This is a genomic window from Stutzerimonas stutzeri, assembly GCF_018138085.1.
Lineage (GTDB): Bacteria > Pseudomonadota > Gammaproteobacteria > Pseudomonadales > Pseudomonadaceae > Stutzerimonas > Stutzerimonas stutzeri_AI.
In genome coordinates, this window is record NZ_CP073105.1 from 2,477,342 (window position 1) to 2,491,587 (window position 14,246).

At 60.4% G+C, this 14,246-nt stretch carries 15 protein-coding genes, 2 tRNA genes and 1 pseudogene; 7 read left to right on the plus strand and 11 right to left on the minus strand.

From position 1 onward, the window contains the following. Nucleotides 1–47 precede the first annotated feature (47 nt). A pseudogene (locus KCX70_RS11385) lies at nucleotides 48–182 on the minus strand (GntR family transcriptional regulator); the annotation flags it as partial. 406 nt (nucleotides 183–588) lie between these two features. Here KCX70_RS11385 and KCX70_RS11390 point away from each other — a divergent pair. The 6 genes from KCX70_RS11390 (at nucleotide 589) to KCX70_RS11415 (ending at nucleotide 6,349) form a co-directional block, all read left to right on the plus strand. Next, entirely contained in the window at nucleotides 589–1,413 is an 825-nt protein-coding gene (locus KCX70_RS11390; protein ID WP_212620246.1) for an NAD-dependent epimerase/dehydratase family protein, read from the plus strand. A 39-nt stretch (nucleotides 1,414–1,452) separates the two neighbouring features. Further along, the gene (locus tag KCX70_RS11395) at nucleotides 1,453–2,355 is read left to right on the plus strand and encodes an SMP-30/gluconolactonase/LRE family protein (RefSeq protein ID WP_212620247.1); all 903 of its coding nucleotides are present in this window, start codon (nucleotides 1,453–1,455) and stop codon (nucleotides 2,353–2,355) included. 83 nt (nucleotides 2,356–2,438) lie between these two features. Continuing rightward, nucleotides 2,439–3,413: a TRAP transporter substrate-binding protein gene (locus tag KCX70_RS11400; RefSeq protein ID WP_212620248.1), complete on the plus strand. Its 975-nt coding sequence runs from the start codon at nucleotides 2,439–2,441 to the stop codon at nucleotides 3,411–3,413. A 64-nt stretch (nucleotides 3,414–3,477) separates the two neighbouring features. Beyond that, the gene (locus KCX70_RS11405; protein WP_212620249.1) at nucleotides 3,478–4,005 is read left to right on the plus strand and encodes a TRAP transporter small permease; all 528 of its coding nucleotides are present in this window, start codon (nucleotides 3,478–3,480) and stop codon (nucleotides 4,003–4,005) included. Next, nucleotides 4,005–5,285: a TRAP transporter large permease gene (locus KCX70_RS11410; RefSeq protein WP_212620250.1), complete on the plus strand. Its 1,281-nt coding sequence runs from the start codon at nucleotides 4,005–4,007 to the stop codon at nucleotides 5,283–5,285. The genes KCX70_RS11405 and KCX70_RS11410 overlap by 1 nt, the downstream gene beginning before the upstream one ends. A 155-nt stretch (nucleotides 5,286–5,440) precedes the next feature. Then, the gene (locus tag KCX70_RS11415) at nucleotides 5,441–6,349 is read left to right on the plus strand and encodes an EamA family transporter (protein ID WP_212620251.1); all 909 of its coding nucleotides are present in this window, start codon (nucleotides 5,441–5,443) and stop codon (nucleotides 6,347–6,349) included. Between the two features lie 210 nt (nucleotides 6,350–6,559). Here the strand turns inward: KCX70_RS11415 and KCX70_RS11420 are convergent, their stop codons facing one another. Then, nucleotides 6,560–7,312: a FadR/GntR family transcriptional regulator gene (locus tag KCX70_RS11420; RefSeq protein WP_212620330.1), complete on the minus strand. Its 753-nt coding sequence runs from the start codon at nucleotides 7,310–7,312 to the stop codon at nucleotides 6,560–6,562. A 166-nt stretch (nucleotides 7,313–7,478) separates the two neighbouring features. Here KCX70_RS11420 and KCX70_RS11425 point away from each other — a divergent pair, with 166 nt between their 5' ends. Next, nucleotides 7,479–7,727 (plus strand): hypothetical protein, encoded by a 249-nt coding sequence (locus KCX70_RS11425; RefSeq protein WP_021208232.1) that lies wholly within the window; start codon nucleotides 7,479–7,481, stop codon nucleotides 7,725–7,727. A 54-nt stretch (nucleotides 7,728–7,781) separates the two neighbouring features. Here KCX70_RS11425 and KCX70_RS11430 read toward each other — a convergent pair whose 3' ends face one another. The 9 genes from KCX70_RS11430 to gacA all read right to left on the minus strand — a co-directional run bounded on the left by KCX70_RS11430 (nucleotide 7,782) and on the right by gacA (nucleotide 13,967). Further along, complete coding sequence (locus tag KCX70_RS11430) at nucleotides 7,782–8,027, minus strand: hypothetical protein (RefSeq protein WP_212620252.1); 246 nt, start codon at nucleotides 8,025–8,027, stop codon at nucleotides 7,782–7,784. Between the two features lie 216 nt (nucleotides 8,028–8,243). Beyond that, on the minus strand, nucleotides 8,244–8,522 hold the full coding sequence (locus KCX70_RS11435) for a hypothetical protein (RefSeq protein ID WP_243391755.1): 279 nt from the start codon (nucleotides 8,520–8,522) through the stop codon (nucleotides 8,244–8,246). Nucleotides 8,523–8,741: 219 nt separating this feature from the next. Continuing rightward, a complete protein-coding gene (locus KCX70_RS11440) occupies nucleotides 8,742–9,245 on the minus strand; it encodes a ProQ/FinO family protein (RefSeq protein ID WP_212620253.1) in 504 nt (167 codons plus the stop codon). Between the two features lie 1,020 nt (nucleotides 9,246–10,265). Then, on the minus strand, nucleotides 10,266–10,460 hold the full coding sequence (locus KCX70_RS11445; protein WP_021208247.1) for a PLD nuclease N-terminal domain-containing protein: 195 nt from the start codon (nucleotides 10,458–10,460) through the stop codon (nucleotides 10,266–10,268). A 186-nt stretch (nucleotides 10,461–10,646) separates the two neighbouring features. Beyond that, a tRNA-Cys gene (locus KCX70_RS11450) sits at nucleotides 10,647–10,720 on the minus strand. A gap of 44 nt (nucleotides 10,721–10,764) precedes the next feature. Continuing rightward, nucleotides 10,765–10,840, minus strand: a tRNA-Gly gene (locus tag KCX70_RS11455). A 70-nt stretch (nucleotides 10,841–10,910) separates the two neighbouring features. Then, nucleotides 10,911–11,468, minus strand: a complete 558-nt coding sequence (pgsA, locus tag KCX70_RS11460; RefSeq protein ID WP_021206792.1) for a CDP-diacylglycerol--glycerol-3-phosphate 3-phosphatidyltransferase — start codon at nucleotides 11,466–11,468, stop codon at nucleotides 10,911–10,913. Between the two features lie 34 nt (nucleotides 11,469–11,502). Next, complete coding sequence (gene uvrC / locus KCX70_RS11465) at nucleotides 11,503–13,323, minus strand: excinuclease ABC subunit UvrC (RefSeq protein ID WP_392602133.1); 1,821 nt, start codon at nucleotides 13,321–13,323, stop codon at nucleotides 11,503–11,505. After that, entirely contained in the window at nucleotides 13,323–13,967 is a 645-nt protein-coding gene (gene gacA / locus KCX70_RS11470) for a response regulator transcription factor GacA (protein WP_021206794.1), read from the minus strand. The genes uvrC and gacA overlap by 1 nt, the downstream gene beginning before the upstream one ends. Nucleotides 13,968–14,246 lie beyond the last annotated feature (279 nt).

The window sequence follows — 14,246 nt, forward strand, 5'->3', positions numbered from 1 at the left end:
GACGGCATCGTCACATGGAGCCACGAGGCCGTCGAAAAATGGGCAGCCCGATTCGCATCGGTGACCAGCTCCGAGCGACCCAGCGCACCCGATACAGTGATCGGCGATACGCCCGCGACTTTAGCCACGTCGATCAGGGTTGGAGCGCCGGTCAACTGGCGGTCGGATTGTCTTTTGTTCATGACGGTACGCCGCCCTCTCGTCGTGCAGGCCCCAACGCTGGAACCACGCATGTGCAGATTTGGGATGCATCCTTTCGCGGAATGTCATCATACAACCATGCGCGCTTCACTCGTCCTACTCGTCCATTTCCGAGGCCGGAGCCGTACTCGACTTTAGTGGTATGTGTTTAGGCGGCTGCGACGGCTAGCGTGACGTACTGAAAACGCTCACTACGCCCGTGAAACTCAGTAAATACGCCAGCTGCAGAGGGAACGCTCAAGACTTCGCCCAGCACGGAACGCCGTCTGGACATTGCCAAGCAGATCGTAGTTTGCGGTTGACAAACTTCAAGGTCGGCGGAAATAATCAACCCAAGTCATCCGACAACCGATGACATCAAAAACAATAAGCTATGGGCAGATCACAATGACAAGCACGAAGACCGTTCCCACACCCATCAATCGCCTCCTGCTGACAGGCGCGGCAGGAGGATTGGGCAAGGTGTTACGCGAAACGCTTCGCCCCTACGCCAACATCATTCGCCTCTCCGACATCGCCCCCATCGAGCCGCCAGCCGGTCCCCACGAAGAAGTGGTCCAGTGCAACCTGGCCGACAAAGCCGCCGTGCAGGCATTGTGCGAAGGCGTCGATGCTATAGCGCATTTCGGTGGCGTCTCGGTCGAGCGCCCCTTCGAAGAGATTCTCGAAGCCAACATCAAGGGCGTCTTTCACATCTACGAAGCGGCCCGCCGTCATGGCATCAAGCGTGTGATCTTCGCCAGCTCCAACCACGTGATCGGATTCTACAAGCAGACCGAGAAGATCGACGCCAGCGTAGCCCGTCGCCCTGACAGCTATTACGGGCTGTCCAAGTCCTATGGCGAAGACATGGCCAGCTTCTACTTCGATCGCTACGGCATCGAAACCGTCAGCATCCGCATCGGCTCCTCCTTCCCCGAGCCGCTCAACCGCCGGATGATGGCCACCTACCTCAGCTACCGCGACCTGACCCACCTGATCGAACGCTCGCTGTACGCCGCCAATGTGGGGCACACGGTGGTCTATGGCGTCTCGGCCAACCGCGATGTCTGGTGGGACAACCACATGGCAGCCAACCTTGGCTTCGTCCCCCAAGACAGCTCCGAAGTGTTTCGCGAAAAAATCGAACAGCAGCCGCCCTACGAGCCCAACGATCCCGCCTTGATCTACCAGGGTGGCGCGTTCTGCGAGGCCGGGCCGTTCGAAGACTGAACCACACGCCACGCTGCGAAAAACAACAAGAGAATCGCCATGGCACACCAAGCAGAACTGATCGTCGACGTCCGGAACGCGACCGGAGAAAGCCCGGTATGGGTCGCCTCCGAGCAGGCGCTCTACTGGGTCGACATCCCTAATCGCCAATTGCTGCGCTGGAAAGCCGCGGACGCGTCGGTCACCCGCTGGACGGGCGAGCAGATGATCGCCTGCATCGCACGCCGCCAGGGCGATGCGAATCGCTGGATCGCCGGCATGGAAGATGGCCTCTTCGACATAACGCCGCAGGATGACGGCACCTTTGCCGCGACCCGCCTCACCGACGTATCGCATGCGCATGCCGGCATGCGCTTCAATGATGGTCGCTGCGACCGTCAGGGCCGCTTTTGGGCTGGCACCATGGTCATGGACATGGCTGCCGGCATTCCGGCAGGCGCGTTGTACCGGTTCGACGGTTCAGCCGGAGACGAATCGCTCGGTGCGCAATTGAATGACTTTGTCGTGCCTAACGGGCTGGGCTTCAGCCCGGACGGCCGGACGATGTATCTCTCCGACTCCCACCCCAACGTGCAATGCATCTGGGCCTTCGATTACGACATCGACAGCGGCACCCCGAGCAATCGCCGGGTTTTCGTCGACATGAAGCAGCACCCCGGCCGCCCGGATGGCGCGGCGGTAGACGTCGACGGCTGCTACTGGATCTGCGGCAACGACGCCGGGCTGATCCATCGCTTCACGCCGGACGGCCGCCTTGACCGTTCATTGCCGGTCCCTGTGAAGAAACCCGCGATGTGCGCCTTTGGCGGCGCCGGCCTCGACACGCTGTTCGTCACCTCCATTCGTCCAGGCGGCGATCTCTCCGATCAGCCGTTGGCGGGCGGCGTCTTCGCCCTGCAACCCGGCGTCTCCGGACTGGAGGAAACCCCATTTCGTCAATGATCCACCCACACAAGGACCGGCTCGCAATGCCCGGCCTTGAAGTTCCAACGCTGCTCACAAACAACAACAAGATGGAGATTCACATGAACTTCAAACGCAAGTTGCTCATCGCTACACTTCCCCTAGCCTTCTGCTTGTCCAGCACTGCCCACGCAGCCATGACGCTGAAGATCGCCGAAATCCATCCCGCCGGTTACCCGACCGTGGTCGCTCAGGAGCACATGGGCGAGAACATCGAAAAGGCCACCGACGGCGAGCTCAAGTTCCGCATGTTCTCCGGCGGTGTTCTGGGGTCGGAAAAGGAAGTCGTCGAGCAGGTGCAGATCGGTGCCGTGCAGATGACCCGCGTCAGCCTCGGCACGCTCGGCCCGGTGGTTCCGGACGTAAACGTGTTCAACATGCCCTTCGTCTTCCGCGACCACGAACACATGCGCAAGGTCATCGATGGCGAGATCGGCCAGGAGATCCTCGACAAGATCACCAACTCCGAATTCAACATGGTGGGTCTGGCGTGGATGGACGGCGGCGTGCGCAACCTCTACACCAAGAAGCCGGTACGCAGCCTCGAAGACCTTAAGGGCATGAAGATCCGCGTGATCGGTAACCCGATGTTCATCGAGACCTTCAATGCACTGGGTGCCAGCGGCATCGCCATGGACACCGGCGAGATTTTCAGCGCGCTACAGACCGGCGTGGTCGATGGCGCGGAGAACAACCCTCCGACCATGCTCGAGCACAACCACTTCCGTAGCGCCAAGTACTACACCCTGACCGGCCACCTGATTCTTCCGGAGCCGATCGTGATCTCCAAGGCTACCTGGAACAAGCTCACGCCCGAGCAACAGGAAATCGTCAAGAAGTACGCCAAGGAGGCGCAGCTCGAAGAGCGCAAGCTGTGGGATGAAAAAACCGCCAGCAGCGAAGCCAAGCTCAAGGAAGCAGGCGTCGAGTTCATCGAGGTGGACAAGAAGCCCTTCTTCGACGCCACCGCTCCGATTCGCGAGAAGTACGGCGCGCCCTACGCCGACCTGATCAAGCGTATCGAAGCGGTCCAGTGATTCGTTCTCTTTGAAAACCTCGCGGCGGCCGGCCTGCACCGCCGCCGCGCTTGTGGTGAGCCTGATGAAAAACACGCTGCTGCGCGTCAACGACGCGATCTACAAGACCTGCGTATGGGTCGCGGGCATGGCCATCGTGGTCATGTCCATGATCATCCCCTGGGGGATCTTCGCGCGCTACGTGCTGGGTTCCGGGGCCGGCTGGCCCGAACCTGTAGCCATTCTGCTGATGGTGATCTTCACCTTTCTCGGCGCTGCCGCCAGTTATCGGGCCGGCGCGCACATGGCGGTGAGCATGTTCACTGATCGCCTCCCGCAGTTTCTGCACCGCCACGTCGAACTACTGGTACAGATCCTGATGGGCATCATCTGTCTGTTCATGACCATCTGGGGCATCAAGTTGTGCGTTGCCACCTGGAACCAGTTCATGAGCACCCTGCCGACCTTGCGCGTCGGTATTACCTACTCGCCGATCCCGATCGGCGGCGCGATCACCCTGCTGTTCGTGCTCGAACGCCTGTTTTTCGGCGACCAGAGCAAGCGCCGGGCAGTCGACTATGAATACGTCGAAAGCAGCAAGGAGGCCGTGTAATGGACGCACTGATTCTGCTCGGCAGCTTTGCCATCCTCTTTCTGCTGCGTATGCCGGTGGCCTACGCGCTGGGCTTGTCCGCGCTGATTGGCGCCTGGTGGATCGACATTCCGTTCGATGCGGTGATGATTCAGGTCGCCGGCGGCGTCAACAAGTTCTCTCTGCTGGCCATCCCCTTCTTCGTCCTGGCGGGCGCGATCATGGCCGAAGGCGGCATGTCCCGTCGGCTGGTGGCGTTCGCGGGGGTTCTGGTCGGATTCGTTCGCGGTGGGCTGTCGCTGGTCAACATCATGGCTTCGACCTTCTTCGGCGCCATTTCGGGCTCGTCGCTCGCCGACACCGCCTCGGTGGGCTCGGTACTGATCCCGGAGATGGAAAAGAAGGGTTACCCGCGCGAGTTTTCCACGGCCGTAACGGTCAGCGGCTCGGTGCAGGCCCTGCTCACCCCGCCGAGCCACAACTCGGTGCTCTACTCGCTGGCCGCAGGCGGAACGGTATCGATCTCCTCGCTGTTCATCGCCGGCATCGGCCCGGGCCTGCTGCTGAGCGCGGTGATGATGACCATGTGCCTGCTGTTCGCACGGGCGCGCAACTACCCCAAGGGTGAGATCATTCCGCTGCGCCAGGCGTTGAAGATCTGCGCCGAAGCGCTCTGGGGCCTGATGACCATGGTCATCATCCTCGGCGGCATCCTTTCCGGCGTCTTCACCGCGACCGAATCCGCGTCGATCGCCGTGGTCTGGGCATTCTTCGTGACCATGTTCATCTACCGTGACTACAAATGGCACGAGCTGCCGAAACTGCTGCACCGCACGGTGCGTACCTTGTCGGTAGTGATGATCCTGATCGCCTTCGCCGCGAGCTTCGGCTACATCATGACGCTGATGCAGATTCCATCGAAAATCACCACGCTGTTCCTGACCCTGTCGGACAACCGCTACGTGATCCTGATGTGCATCAACCTGATGCTGCTGGTACTGGGCACGCTGATGGACATGGCACCGCTGATTCTGATCCTCACCCCGATCCTGATGCCGGTCATCACGGGTATCGGCGTCGATCCGGTGCACTTCGGCATGATCATGCTGGTCAACCTCGGTATCGGGCTGATCACTCCTCCGGTCGGTGCGGTACTCTTCGTCGGTGCGGCGATTGGCAAAGTGACCATCGAAAATACGGTGAAGGCGCTGTTTCCCTTCTACGTCGCGCTGTTCATGGTACTTCTCGCAGTCACCTACATTCCCGCGATCTCCCTCTGGTTGCCGAGCGTGGTGCTCTGACAGTCCTCAGCGCCCGAACGAGGACGCCGCCCAACCGGGCGGCGTTTTGCTTTGTAAGGTTATGAACAATTCGCCATCCATCGACATGAAACCGCTTGCGCCAACGCAAGCGCACAGCCGAACGGAATGGATTCTGCCAGGACAGGACTGACCCCATGCAAGCTGCTACACCCTTTCCACGTCATATCGCCGTACTGATTCTGGCCACACTGGCCTGTTCGTTCGCCGGCAACCACATTGCTGCCCGGATCGCTTTCGACCATGACACCGGCCTGCTGCTGGCAATGCTCTGCCGCGCTGGCGTCACCCTGTTGGTATTGGCCGGATTGGTTCTATGGCGGCGCGAATCGCTGCGCCTGAGCGGCGCTACCTGGCGCTGGCAGCTTCTGCTCGGCCTGCTGATCTCCATTCAGAGCTTCTGCATCTACTCGGCCGTGGCGCGCATCCCCGTCGCGCTGGCCCTGTTGGTGGTGAATCTTTCGCCCATCATGCTGGCGCTGTTGACATGGCTGCTAGGCGGTCCGCGTCCGAGCCGCCAGGCGCTTGCGATCATGGGCATGATCCTGTTCGGCCTGGTGTTGGTACTCGACGTCCCGGCGCGCCTGATCAGCAGCGAGGCGCCGGACGGACAATGGATCGCCGGCATCTTGTTCAGCCTGACTGCCGCCGCGGTATTCGCGGTCGCGCTGTGGGTCACCGAGCACAAGCTATCGAAGATGGCCGGTTCGGTGCGCAGCATGCTGACGCTGATCGTCGTGTTCGGTGCGTCCGCACTGCTCGGCGCCAGCGACCTGATACCGGGCGGTCTGAGCCTGCCCAGCGCGAGCGCCGGCTGGATCGCTCTGGGGTGTCTGGTGTTGCTCTATGGAGCGGCGTTCTCGACGCTGTTCATCTGCATGCCGCGCCTGAACATCGCGCGCAATGCGCCTGTGATGAACATGGAACCGGTCGCTGGCATGCTTCTGGGCTGGCTAATACTCGGCCAGTTGCTCGGGCCCGGGCAGGTGCTGGGCGGCCTGATCGTGGTTGGCGGGATCGTTCTGTTGGCCTACCGCAAGCAATGAAAACGGGAAAGCGAGCAACCTGCCGTCAAGCCCGCTGAGATAGCGGGCTCAACGCGTTACCAGCCTTGTTTCGGCCAACGGGGCTGCTACGAATAGCAGCCATTGTTTGGATCGGCACAGCGGCTCTTTCGATGTTCAGGGGCGCTGGATCCAGGTCAACCCCCTCCTCCTGCCTTCGCCACGATGTGGCGTCTGGGGCAGTGCAAATGTTTAGTCGATCTTGTCGGTCTCGGCCTCTTCGTGCGCCTGGCGCAACCGCTCGCGGCTGTTGGTCAGATGCAGGCGCATCGCGGCGCGGGCGGATTCTGCGTCCTGGCGAGCGATCGCGTCATAGATCTGTTCGTGCTCACGGCCGAGACGCTGCTGGTAATGCGGCTGATCATCGTGCGCGAGGCGTGCGGAATTGAGCCGACTGCGCGGAATGATCGCCGTGCCCAGGTGGTTCATGATGTCAGTGAAATAGCGATTGCCAGTCGCCTCGGCAATCTGCAGGTGAAACTGGAAGTCCGACACGGCCGCTTCGCTCGAGAGCGCAGCGCTCTGTTGCAGAGAGTCCAGAAAGGCACGCATCGCCGCCAACTGCTCGGGTGTCCGACGTATCGCCGCCAACCCGGCCGATTCGACCTCGAGGCTGATGCGCAACTCGAGGATCGCCAACACGTCACGCAAGGTGCCGATCGTCGCCGGGTCGATACGAAGCCCGGTGGTGCTGGGCGTATCGAGCACGAACGTACCGATGCCATGGCGTGTTTCCACCAGGCCCGACGCCTGCAAGCGGGAGATGGCTTCACGCACGACCGTCCTGCTCACACCTTGCGCCTGCATGATGGCCGACTCGGTTGGCAGCTTGTCGCCACGCTTGATGACGCCATCGCGTATTTGCTGGGACAGCTCCGCCACCAGCTCCTGGGCAAGGCTGCGGTGCTTTCGGCGTGCGCGTGGCTGAGCGATCTGGTTTTCCATGGACACATCGATCTCTTTGTGAAGCGAAGTAGTCCGTATCATAGCCCAGTAGTTGTACGATAACTATCGGACCTCCGCACATAAGGGCCAGACCTTGCGTCCGAAACCCGCACGTAGCAAGGATGGCTCCTATACTCACGGAGCCACCCTCCAGGAGACCGACATCATGCGCCGCCTCGTGCTTACCCTCGCCGCCGCCCTCATCAGCACTCCCCTCTGGGCAATGCACTGCCCGATGGACATGGCGAAGATCGACGAACAGTTGAAAACGAATCCGCCGAGCGACCCGGCCATCCTCACGCGGGTGCAAGCGTTACGCGCCGAAGGCGAAAAGCTCCATAACGCCGGCGATCATGAGCAGTCGCTCAAGGTGCTGGGAGAAGCCGAGGAGTTGCTCGGAATGAAAGGGGAATAAATCTTTCCCTACCGAGCGGTTGCCGAGTCGACAACCGCTCGGCCCGCCCCTCGGTCACTCCGCCACGCAGCGAATACGCAACTCCTTGCGGTCGAAATCCTCTTCGCTGCTCAACGTCTCGTACCCCATCGGGCACGCCTGTTGTGCCTGCGTTTCGCAACCGGGTTGGCCGGCTACCTTCGTACAGGCGAAGACATATTCATCGGTGCCGTCGGCAGGTGGAACTCGCTCGATAAGGCTACAGCTGGCCAGAAGAGCCAGGCCAGCGATCACACCGTAATGCTTGGTCAGTTTAATCATCGTCGGTCCGAACATGATGCAGATGAACGAAACGCCCTGGCTGAGCGTCACGCCGGCCTGGGGCATGGCTGGACGCAGAAGGCGTATCGCTCGCTGTTTGCGAGGTTCTTGAGTGCTGATGCGACTCTCCGTGCGGGCCCGAATGCCAGGAAAACGCACGCTTATGGGTACAATCGGCGCGGCAGGGAGATATCGCAAGCGTATGGCGCGCGAGGGCTAGCGCGGGTCAGGCGCATCATCCATTTCGGCGTTGTCGACATCGATGTCAGGCGTTTCGCCCTCGATGGGAACGCCGTTCTTACGATCCCGCGGACGCTGCATCTCGTTTCCGGGCAACTCATCGACGCCCGGCTGATCGTCCGGATTCACATCGATGCGTCCTGGGCTTAGGGGCGGTGCGGAGCCAGGAATCACCACCCCGTCGTCATCGCTTTCGGTACGAGTGCCTGTAGGGGGGCCGCTCTGCGGTTGCCGGTCGTCTCGCTCGATGCTCATCACTCACCTCTGCGTTATCTGTACAGATAAGAGGATCGAGCAGCGTGTGCGTTCAGGCGGACAGCTTGCCATTGGTCACCGCGGAGGAAAGCTAGCCCCCTTGACGCTCGTAACGAGCTAACCGGCCATAAGCGTCCCCTCGAGTCGCCTGAGCATTCCGCTTAAATGCCGCCAGTAGCTGGGCTGCTTCGACGTCTCGGTGCCGTGCGTTACGGGTTTTTAATCAGCGGTCTTTTCCGCAGTGCTATCGGCTGCGGGGATACGCTGTTTCGGCTTTGATTGAGTGCGTCGTGCTTGTCCGCGCTGCCGCTTAGCCTGCTGCCTGGCATGTAGCGCTTGGGCGGCCGTCACCGAGCCAACCGCCTGGCCGCTCAAGTCCAGACGCGGAGCATTCTCCACCATGCTTGCCCAGTAGCGGCTTCCTTTGCACCAGGTCGCGATGCCCAGCTTAAGCTGTTCGCTGGATATTCCGAGCAGCTCCAGGTGTTGCTCGGCATCTTTGAGGATGCCCTCCTTAAGCGGGACCTTGGGGGCTGGGTTGACGGGGAAGGCCAATGGAAAGTGCTTCTGCAATCGCCATATTGCCTCCACCGCTGGATCCTGCTCACGAGGCTTCGTTTGCAAGGCTGGTTCCCGCTTGCGCTGCTTAGTACTTTCCGTCCTTACCTGCTGTTTTTCGGCCCGCAGGCGGTCGCGTAGCTCAGCTAGTTGCTCAAAACCCATCGTTCAGCTCACCGCTTCATGGTTATTCGTGGCGCAAGACTATCCCATGCAGCCTTTCGGAGCAGCCTCGCCAGAGGAAAACGCGATCAAGCAACCGTTCACGGCACATCGCTCGCCAATAACCACCGGCTCGATTACCACCAAGATGGCGACACCGTCTTGGCTTCACCAGTCACCGGTGCAACTATCTGCGGTTCTGATGAGCACACCGACCGGATCGGCATCCTGCCTCCGAGCCTGTACCGAAATGCTGTCTGCCGAACTCAGTTTCACATGGTGGCCCGAATGGGCAGCATCACCCACGCCGCGAAGACGCTTCGCATGCTCGGTCGGCTCACTCCGCCTTCCTGGGCGTTTGAGCGCGGCCGGCCCGATTAGGTTAGGCCTCGCAGGCCGAAATAAAAAAGCCGCCCTTGCAAACGCAAGGACGGCTCCTGGATTGGTGCCCGAGGCCGGAATCGAACCGGCACGACCGCGAAGTCGAGGGATTTTCTTACCACTTCGACTTTCGCCGCCAACGCACATGCGCTGTTCGTGGTCTGGAGCACGCCTTCACCATAGCCCTGCGGCCGTAGGTGCCCGCCGTCTGCTCTCTACACCTTCCCAACCATATAGGCCGGGCTTGGCTCGGCGTTGGCTCGGATACAAGAGCATCCAGGGCTTTCGCCGAATTTGACGGGCTTCACCTCTGAGGTTTCCCCTAGAGGGCTCAAATTGTTTAAGTCCCTTGTGTCTACCGATTTCACCACTCGGGCGTAGTGCGCAAAAAACTCCAACGCTACCAGCTGGCGCCTACCTAGCCGCTAGCTCGCCAAGGCTAACCATTAAATTACGTCTTGGCTACTTGCAACCCCTTGTCACTGCTGGATTTTCAGCTTTGCTCGATTGCGGCGCAGGACTATAACCAGCCACCCGTCGAGGTGCAACCCGAACGACTCGAAGATGTAAGAGGTTTCGCGCGGCGCGCAGGAAGGCAATCAAAGACCCTTCAAACGCAGTGCGCAGCAGCTGGCTCGGACATCAATGCCGGCGACGCATGCCGACGATCAACCAGAACACCAGACCGAGAACGGGAAACAATGCGATGCCAATGGCCCAGAGCGCCTTGGCTCCTACCGTTCGATCGCTTTTGAAGACGTTGATGATGGCAAGTAGGTCCAGGGCAATCACCATAACGGCCACGGCGATTGCGAAATAACTCATCGCGTCAGACATGCAGCTCTCCTCACTCGGCTCATAAGATATGAGGCCTGAGCACACGGCTGCAGTTCCGTTGGTGTAGGTGCCTCGAAAGAGATGTCGTTGCCAGAGACGGCCGCATCAGAGCGCTGGCAGAGCACCGCCAGGCCAAATCGAGCACATAAAAAAACCGCAAGCTTGCGCTTGCGGTTTCTTTACTAATGGAGGCCGATGTCGGAATCGAACCGGCGTACACGGATTTGCAATCCGCTGCATAACCACTCTGCCAACCGGCCTCAAAACGATAACGCCGCATACTGCGGCGTCATCGTCAACAAACTGGAGCGGGAAACGAGACTCGAACTCGCGACCCCGACCTTGGCAAGGTCGTGCTCTACCAACTGAGCTATTCCCGCATCGTCTTGGTGACGGGCGCCATTTTATAGTTTCAGCAGCGCCCGTCAAGCCCTTGATTAAAAAAGTTTTTTATTTCTTTTCGGATGGACTGAGGTGAGGCCAGGCAGCCATCAGGTAATGGACCATCGACCATAGCGTCAACGCCGCGGCGATGATCAGCAATGCATAGCCAAGCCCCACCCATACCGTCGCCAAGGGCGGGTTGGCCAGCAAAATAATCAACGCCACCATCTGCGCAGCCGTTTTCCACTTGCCCAGGTTGGACACCGCCACGTGAGCACGCGCGCCCAGTTCCGCCATCCACTCGCGCAGAGCCGACACCACGATCTCGCGACCGATGATGATGGCAGCCGGCAGCGTCAGCCAGAGATTGGAGTGTTCCTCGACCAGCAGTACCAGCGCCACCGCCACCATCAATTTGTCGGCGACCGGATCCAGGAAGGCGCCGAACGGCGTGCTCTGCTGAAGCCTGCGAGCCAGGTAGCCGTCCAGCCAATCGGTGGCCGCCGCGATGGCGAACACCGCGCTAGCGGCCAGGTAGCTCCACTGAAAGGGGAGATAGAACAACAGGATGATGATCGGTATCAGCAGTACGCGTAGCACGGTGAGAATGTTTGGAATGTTCATCGATACCACTGATCCGCGAATTTAGGAGGTGATTCTACTCACTGTGCAAAGCGGCATAAATCGATTCGGCCAGCTTTTTGCTGATGCCTGGCGCCTTGGCGATCTCATCGAGACTGGCGCGACAGAGTTCCTGAAGACCACCGAAGTGTTTGAGCAGTTCGCGACGGCGTTTCGGTCCTATGCCCGGTACGCCTTCCAGTGTCGAGGTCATCCGCGCCTTGCCGCGGCGCGCCCGGTGACCGGTGATGGCAAAACGGTGAGCCTCGTCGCGCACCTGCTGGATCAGGTGCAGCGCCGGAGAGTCCCCCGGCAGCGTGAATTCATGGGCCGCGTCATTGAGATAGAGCGTTTCCAGACCGGGCTTGCGGGTCACGCCCTTGGCCACGCCGAGCAGGATCAACTCCGGCACGGCGAGTTCCTGGAGAACCTCACGGGCCATGTTGAGCTGCCCCTTGCCGCCGTCCACCAACAGGATGTCCGGCAGCTTGCCCTCCCCTTCGGCGGCCTTCTTGAAACGACGAGACAGCGCCTGATGCATCGCGGCATAGTCGTCGCCCGCCGTCACGCCTTCGATGTTGTAGCGACGATAATCGGACTTCAGCGGCCCTTCCGGACCGAAGACGACGCAGGAGGCAACCGTTGCCTCGCCACTGGAGTGGCTGATGTCGAAGCACTCGAGCCGGGTCGGCAGCTCATCCAGATCCAGCGCCTCGGCAAGCGACTGGAAACGTGCGGCGAGGTGCTGACGGTTCGCCAGGCGTGCGCCCAAAGCCTGCTCGGCGTTGGTCAGGGCCAGTTGCTGCCAGCGTGCGCGCGTGCCCCGGACGCGATGGCTGATGGTCAGTTCGACCTCGCGCAGCTCGGCAACCGCGCTGATCAGCGTTTCGAAGTCCTCGTGAACGGTATTGACGATCAGCTCAGACGGCAGATCGCGCTCCATCGAACTGAGGTAGTACTGTTCCAGGAACGCCTGCAGCACATCACTTACGCTCTCCTCGATGGCGACCTGCGGGAAGAAGTTCTTGGAACCGAGCACTCGCCCGGCACGCACGCTTATCAGGTGCACACAAGCACCGCCTGGGCTGACCACGGCGGCGACGATGTCGACGTTGCCGCTACCACCCTCCATGCTTTGCTGGTCCTGCACCCGGCGCAAGATGCCGATCTGGTCGCGAATCTCGGCGGCGCGCTCGAAATCGAGCGCCATGGCGGCCTTCTCCATGTTGCGCGACAGCTCTTCGGCCAAGGCGTTGCTACGACCTTCGAGAAACATCACCGAGTGCCGGACGTCCTCGGCGTATTCCTCGGGATCGACCAAGTTCACGCATGGCGCCTTGCAGCGCTTGATTTGGTATTGCAGGCAGGGCCGGGTGCGATTGCGGTAGTAGCTGTCTTCGCACTGGCGCACGAAGAACGCCTTCTGCAACAGGCTCAGGCTCTCGCGAATGGCCCCTGCGCTCGGATACGGACCGAAATAGCGCCCCGGCTCTTTTTTTGCGCCTCGGTGAATGCTGAGCCGCGGAAAGTCGCCGCTCGAGAGAAACACGTAGGGATAGGACTTATCGTCACGCAGCAGGATGTTATAGGGCGGGCGCCACTGCTTGATCAGCGTCTGTTCGAGCAACAGTGCTTCGGTTTCGTTGGCCGTGATGGTGGTTTCGACCTGCGCGATCTTCGCCACCAGCGCTGCGGTTTTCGGCGCTTGTCCGGTCTTGCGAAAGTAACTCGCCAACCGCTTCTTGAGGTTTTTCGCCTTTCCTACATAAAGCAGCTTGGCTTCGGCGTCGAACATCCGGTAAACGCCAGGACGCCCGCTGCAGGAAGCCAGGAAGGCGGAAGAATCGAAACCGCTCATCAATTGATGGTATCGACCATGCCGTGGCGAACCGCTAGCAAAGCCAGTTCGACGTCGCTGGTGATCGCAAGCTTTTCGTAGATGCGGTAGCGATAGGTATTGACGGTTTTCGGCGACAGACAAAGCTTGTCGGAGATGGCCTGAACCTTCTGACAATTGGCGATCATCAGCGCGATCTGGATTTCCCGTTCTGACAGCAGGTCGAAGGGGGACCCGTTAACCTTGGGCTGGAACGATTTCAACGCGAGCTGCTGGGCGATCTGCGGGCTGATGTAGCGCTGTCCGGCGAACACCATGCGAATCGCCTGGACCATCTCGTCGAGCGCCGCGCCCTTCGTCAGATAACCAGCCGCACCCGCCTGCAACAGGCGAGTCGGGAAAGGATCTTCCTCGCAGACGGTGACCGCAATGACCTTGATGTCCGGGTGGCTGCGTAGGAGCTTGCGGGTGGCTTCGAGACCACCGATACCCGGCATCTTGACATCCATCAGTACGACGTCCGGCTTGAGCTCGCGCGACTTCTTGATCGCGGCCTCGCCGGATTCCGCCTGACCGATAACCTGTAGGCCATCGATATCGGCGAGCATTCGGGAAATGCCTGTGCGTACCAGATCGTGGTCATCGACCACTAGCACCCTAATCAAGCAGACACCTCTTTATTGCAAATTCAAAGCTGGCTGGCTGCTCGCTTCATCAGCGGCGAACTCTAACAAAAACTGACCGGCTTACCCAGACCATACATCGCTACGTGGCCAGATGACAGCATGCGGCACTTGTTGGCGACGTCGGCGGGGTAAACGCAAGCATACAAGCCTGACCTAACGATCAACTAGCATCGACGGGGCGACAGCGCATTGTCGACGCAGCTTCGTAGCCGGCGCACACAACCAAGCGGCGTCCGACGTCGATGCAGCCGCTGTGGC

What these genes read in the sequence shown, in the direction of transcription:
- KCX70_RS11415 (WP_212620251.1), top strand. Translation starts at nt 5,441, where the DNA reads ATGCAAGCTGCTACACCCTTTCCACGTCATATCGCCGTACTGATTCTG.
- KCX70_RS11410 (WP_212620250.1), top strand. Translation starts at nt 4,005, where the DNA reads ATGGACGCACTGATTCTGCTCGGCAGCTTTGCCATCCTCTTTCTGCTG.
- KCX70_RS11395 (WP_212620247.1), top strand. Translation starts at nt 1,453, where the DNA reads ATGGCACACCAAGCAGAACTGATCGTCGACGTCCGGAACGCGACCGGA.
- KCX70_RS11430 (WP_212620252.1), bottom strand. Translation starts at nt 8,027, where the DNA reads ATGATTAAACTGACCAAGCATTACGGTGTGATCGCTGGCCTGGCTCTT.
- pgsA (WP_021206792.1), bottom strand. Translation starts at nt 11,468, where the DNA reads ATGAACATTCCAAACATTCTCACCGTGCTACGCGTACTGCTGATACCG.
- KCX70_RS11440 (WP_212620253.1), bottom strand. Translation starts at nt 9,245, where the DNA reads ATGGGTTTTGAGCAACTAGCTGAGCTACGCGACCGCCTGCGGGCCGAA.
- KCX70_RS11445 (WP_021208247.1), bottom strand. Translation starts at nt 10,460, where the DNA reads ATGTCTGACGCGATGAGTTATTTCGCAATCGCCGTGGCCGTTATGGTG.
- KCX70_RS11425 (WP_021208232.1), top strand. Translation starts at nt 7,479, where the DNA reads ATGCGCCGCCTCGTGCTTACCCTCGCCGCCGCCCTCATCAGCACTCCC.
- KCX70_RS11400 (WP_212620248.1), top strand. Translation starts at nt 2,439, where the DNA reads ATGAACTTCAAACGCAAGTTGCTCATCGCTACACTTCCCCTAGCCTTC.
- KCX70_RS11405 (WP_212620249.1), top strand. Translation starts at nt 3,478, where the DNA reads ATGAAAAACACGCTGCTGCGCGTCAACGACGCGATCTACAAGACCTGC.
- KCX70_RS11390 (WP_212620246.1), top strand. Translation starts at nt 589, where the DNA reads ATGACAAGCACGAAGACCGTTCCCACACCCATCAATCGCCTCCTGCTG.
- KCX70_RS11435 (WP_243391755.1), bottom strand. Translation starts at nt 8,522, where the DNA reads ATGAGCATCGAGCGAGACGACCGGCAACCGCAGAGCGGCCCCCCTACA.
- uvrC (WP_392602133.1), bottom strand. Translation starts at nt 13,323, where the DNA reads ATGAGCGGTTTCGATTCTTCCGCCTTCCTGGCTTCCTGCAGCGGGCGT.
- KCX70_RS11420 (WP_212620330.1), bottom strand. Translation starts at nt 7,312, where the DNA reads ATGGAAAACCAGATCGCTCAGCCACGCGCACGCCGAAAGCACCGCAGC.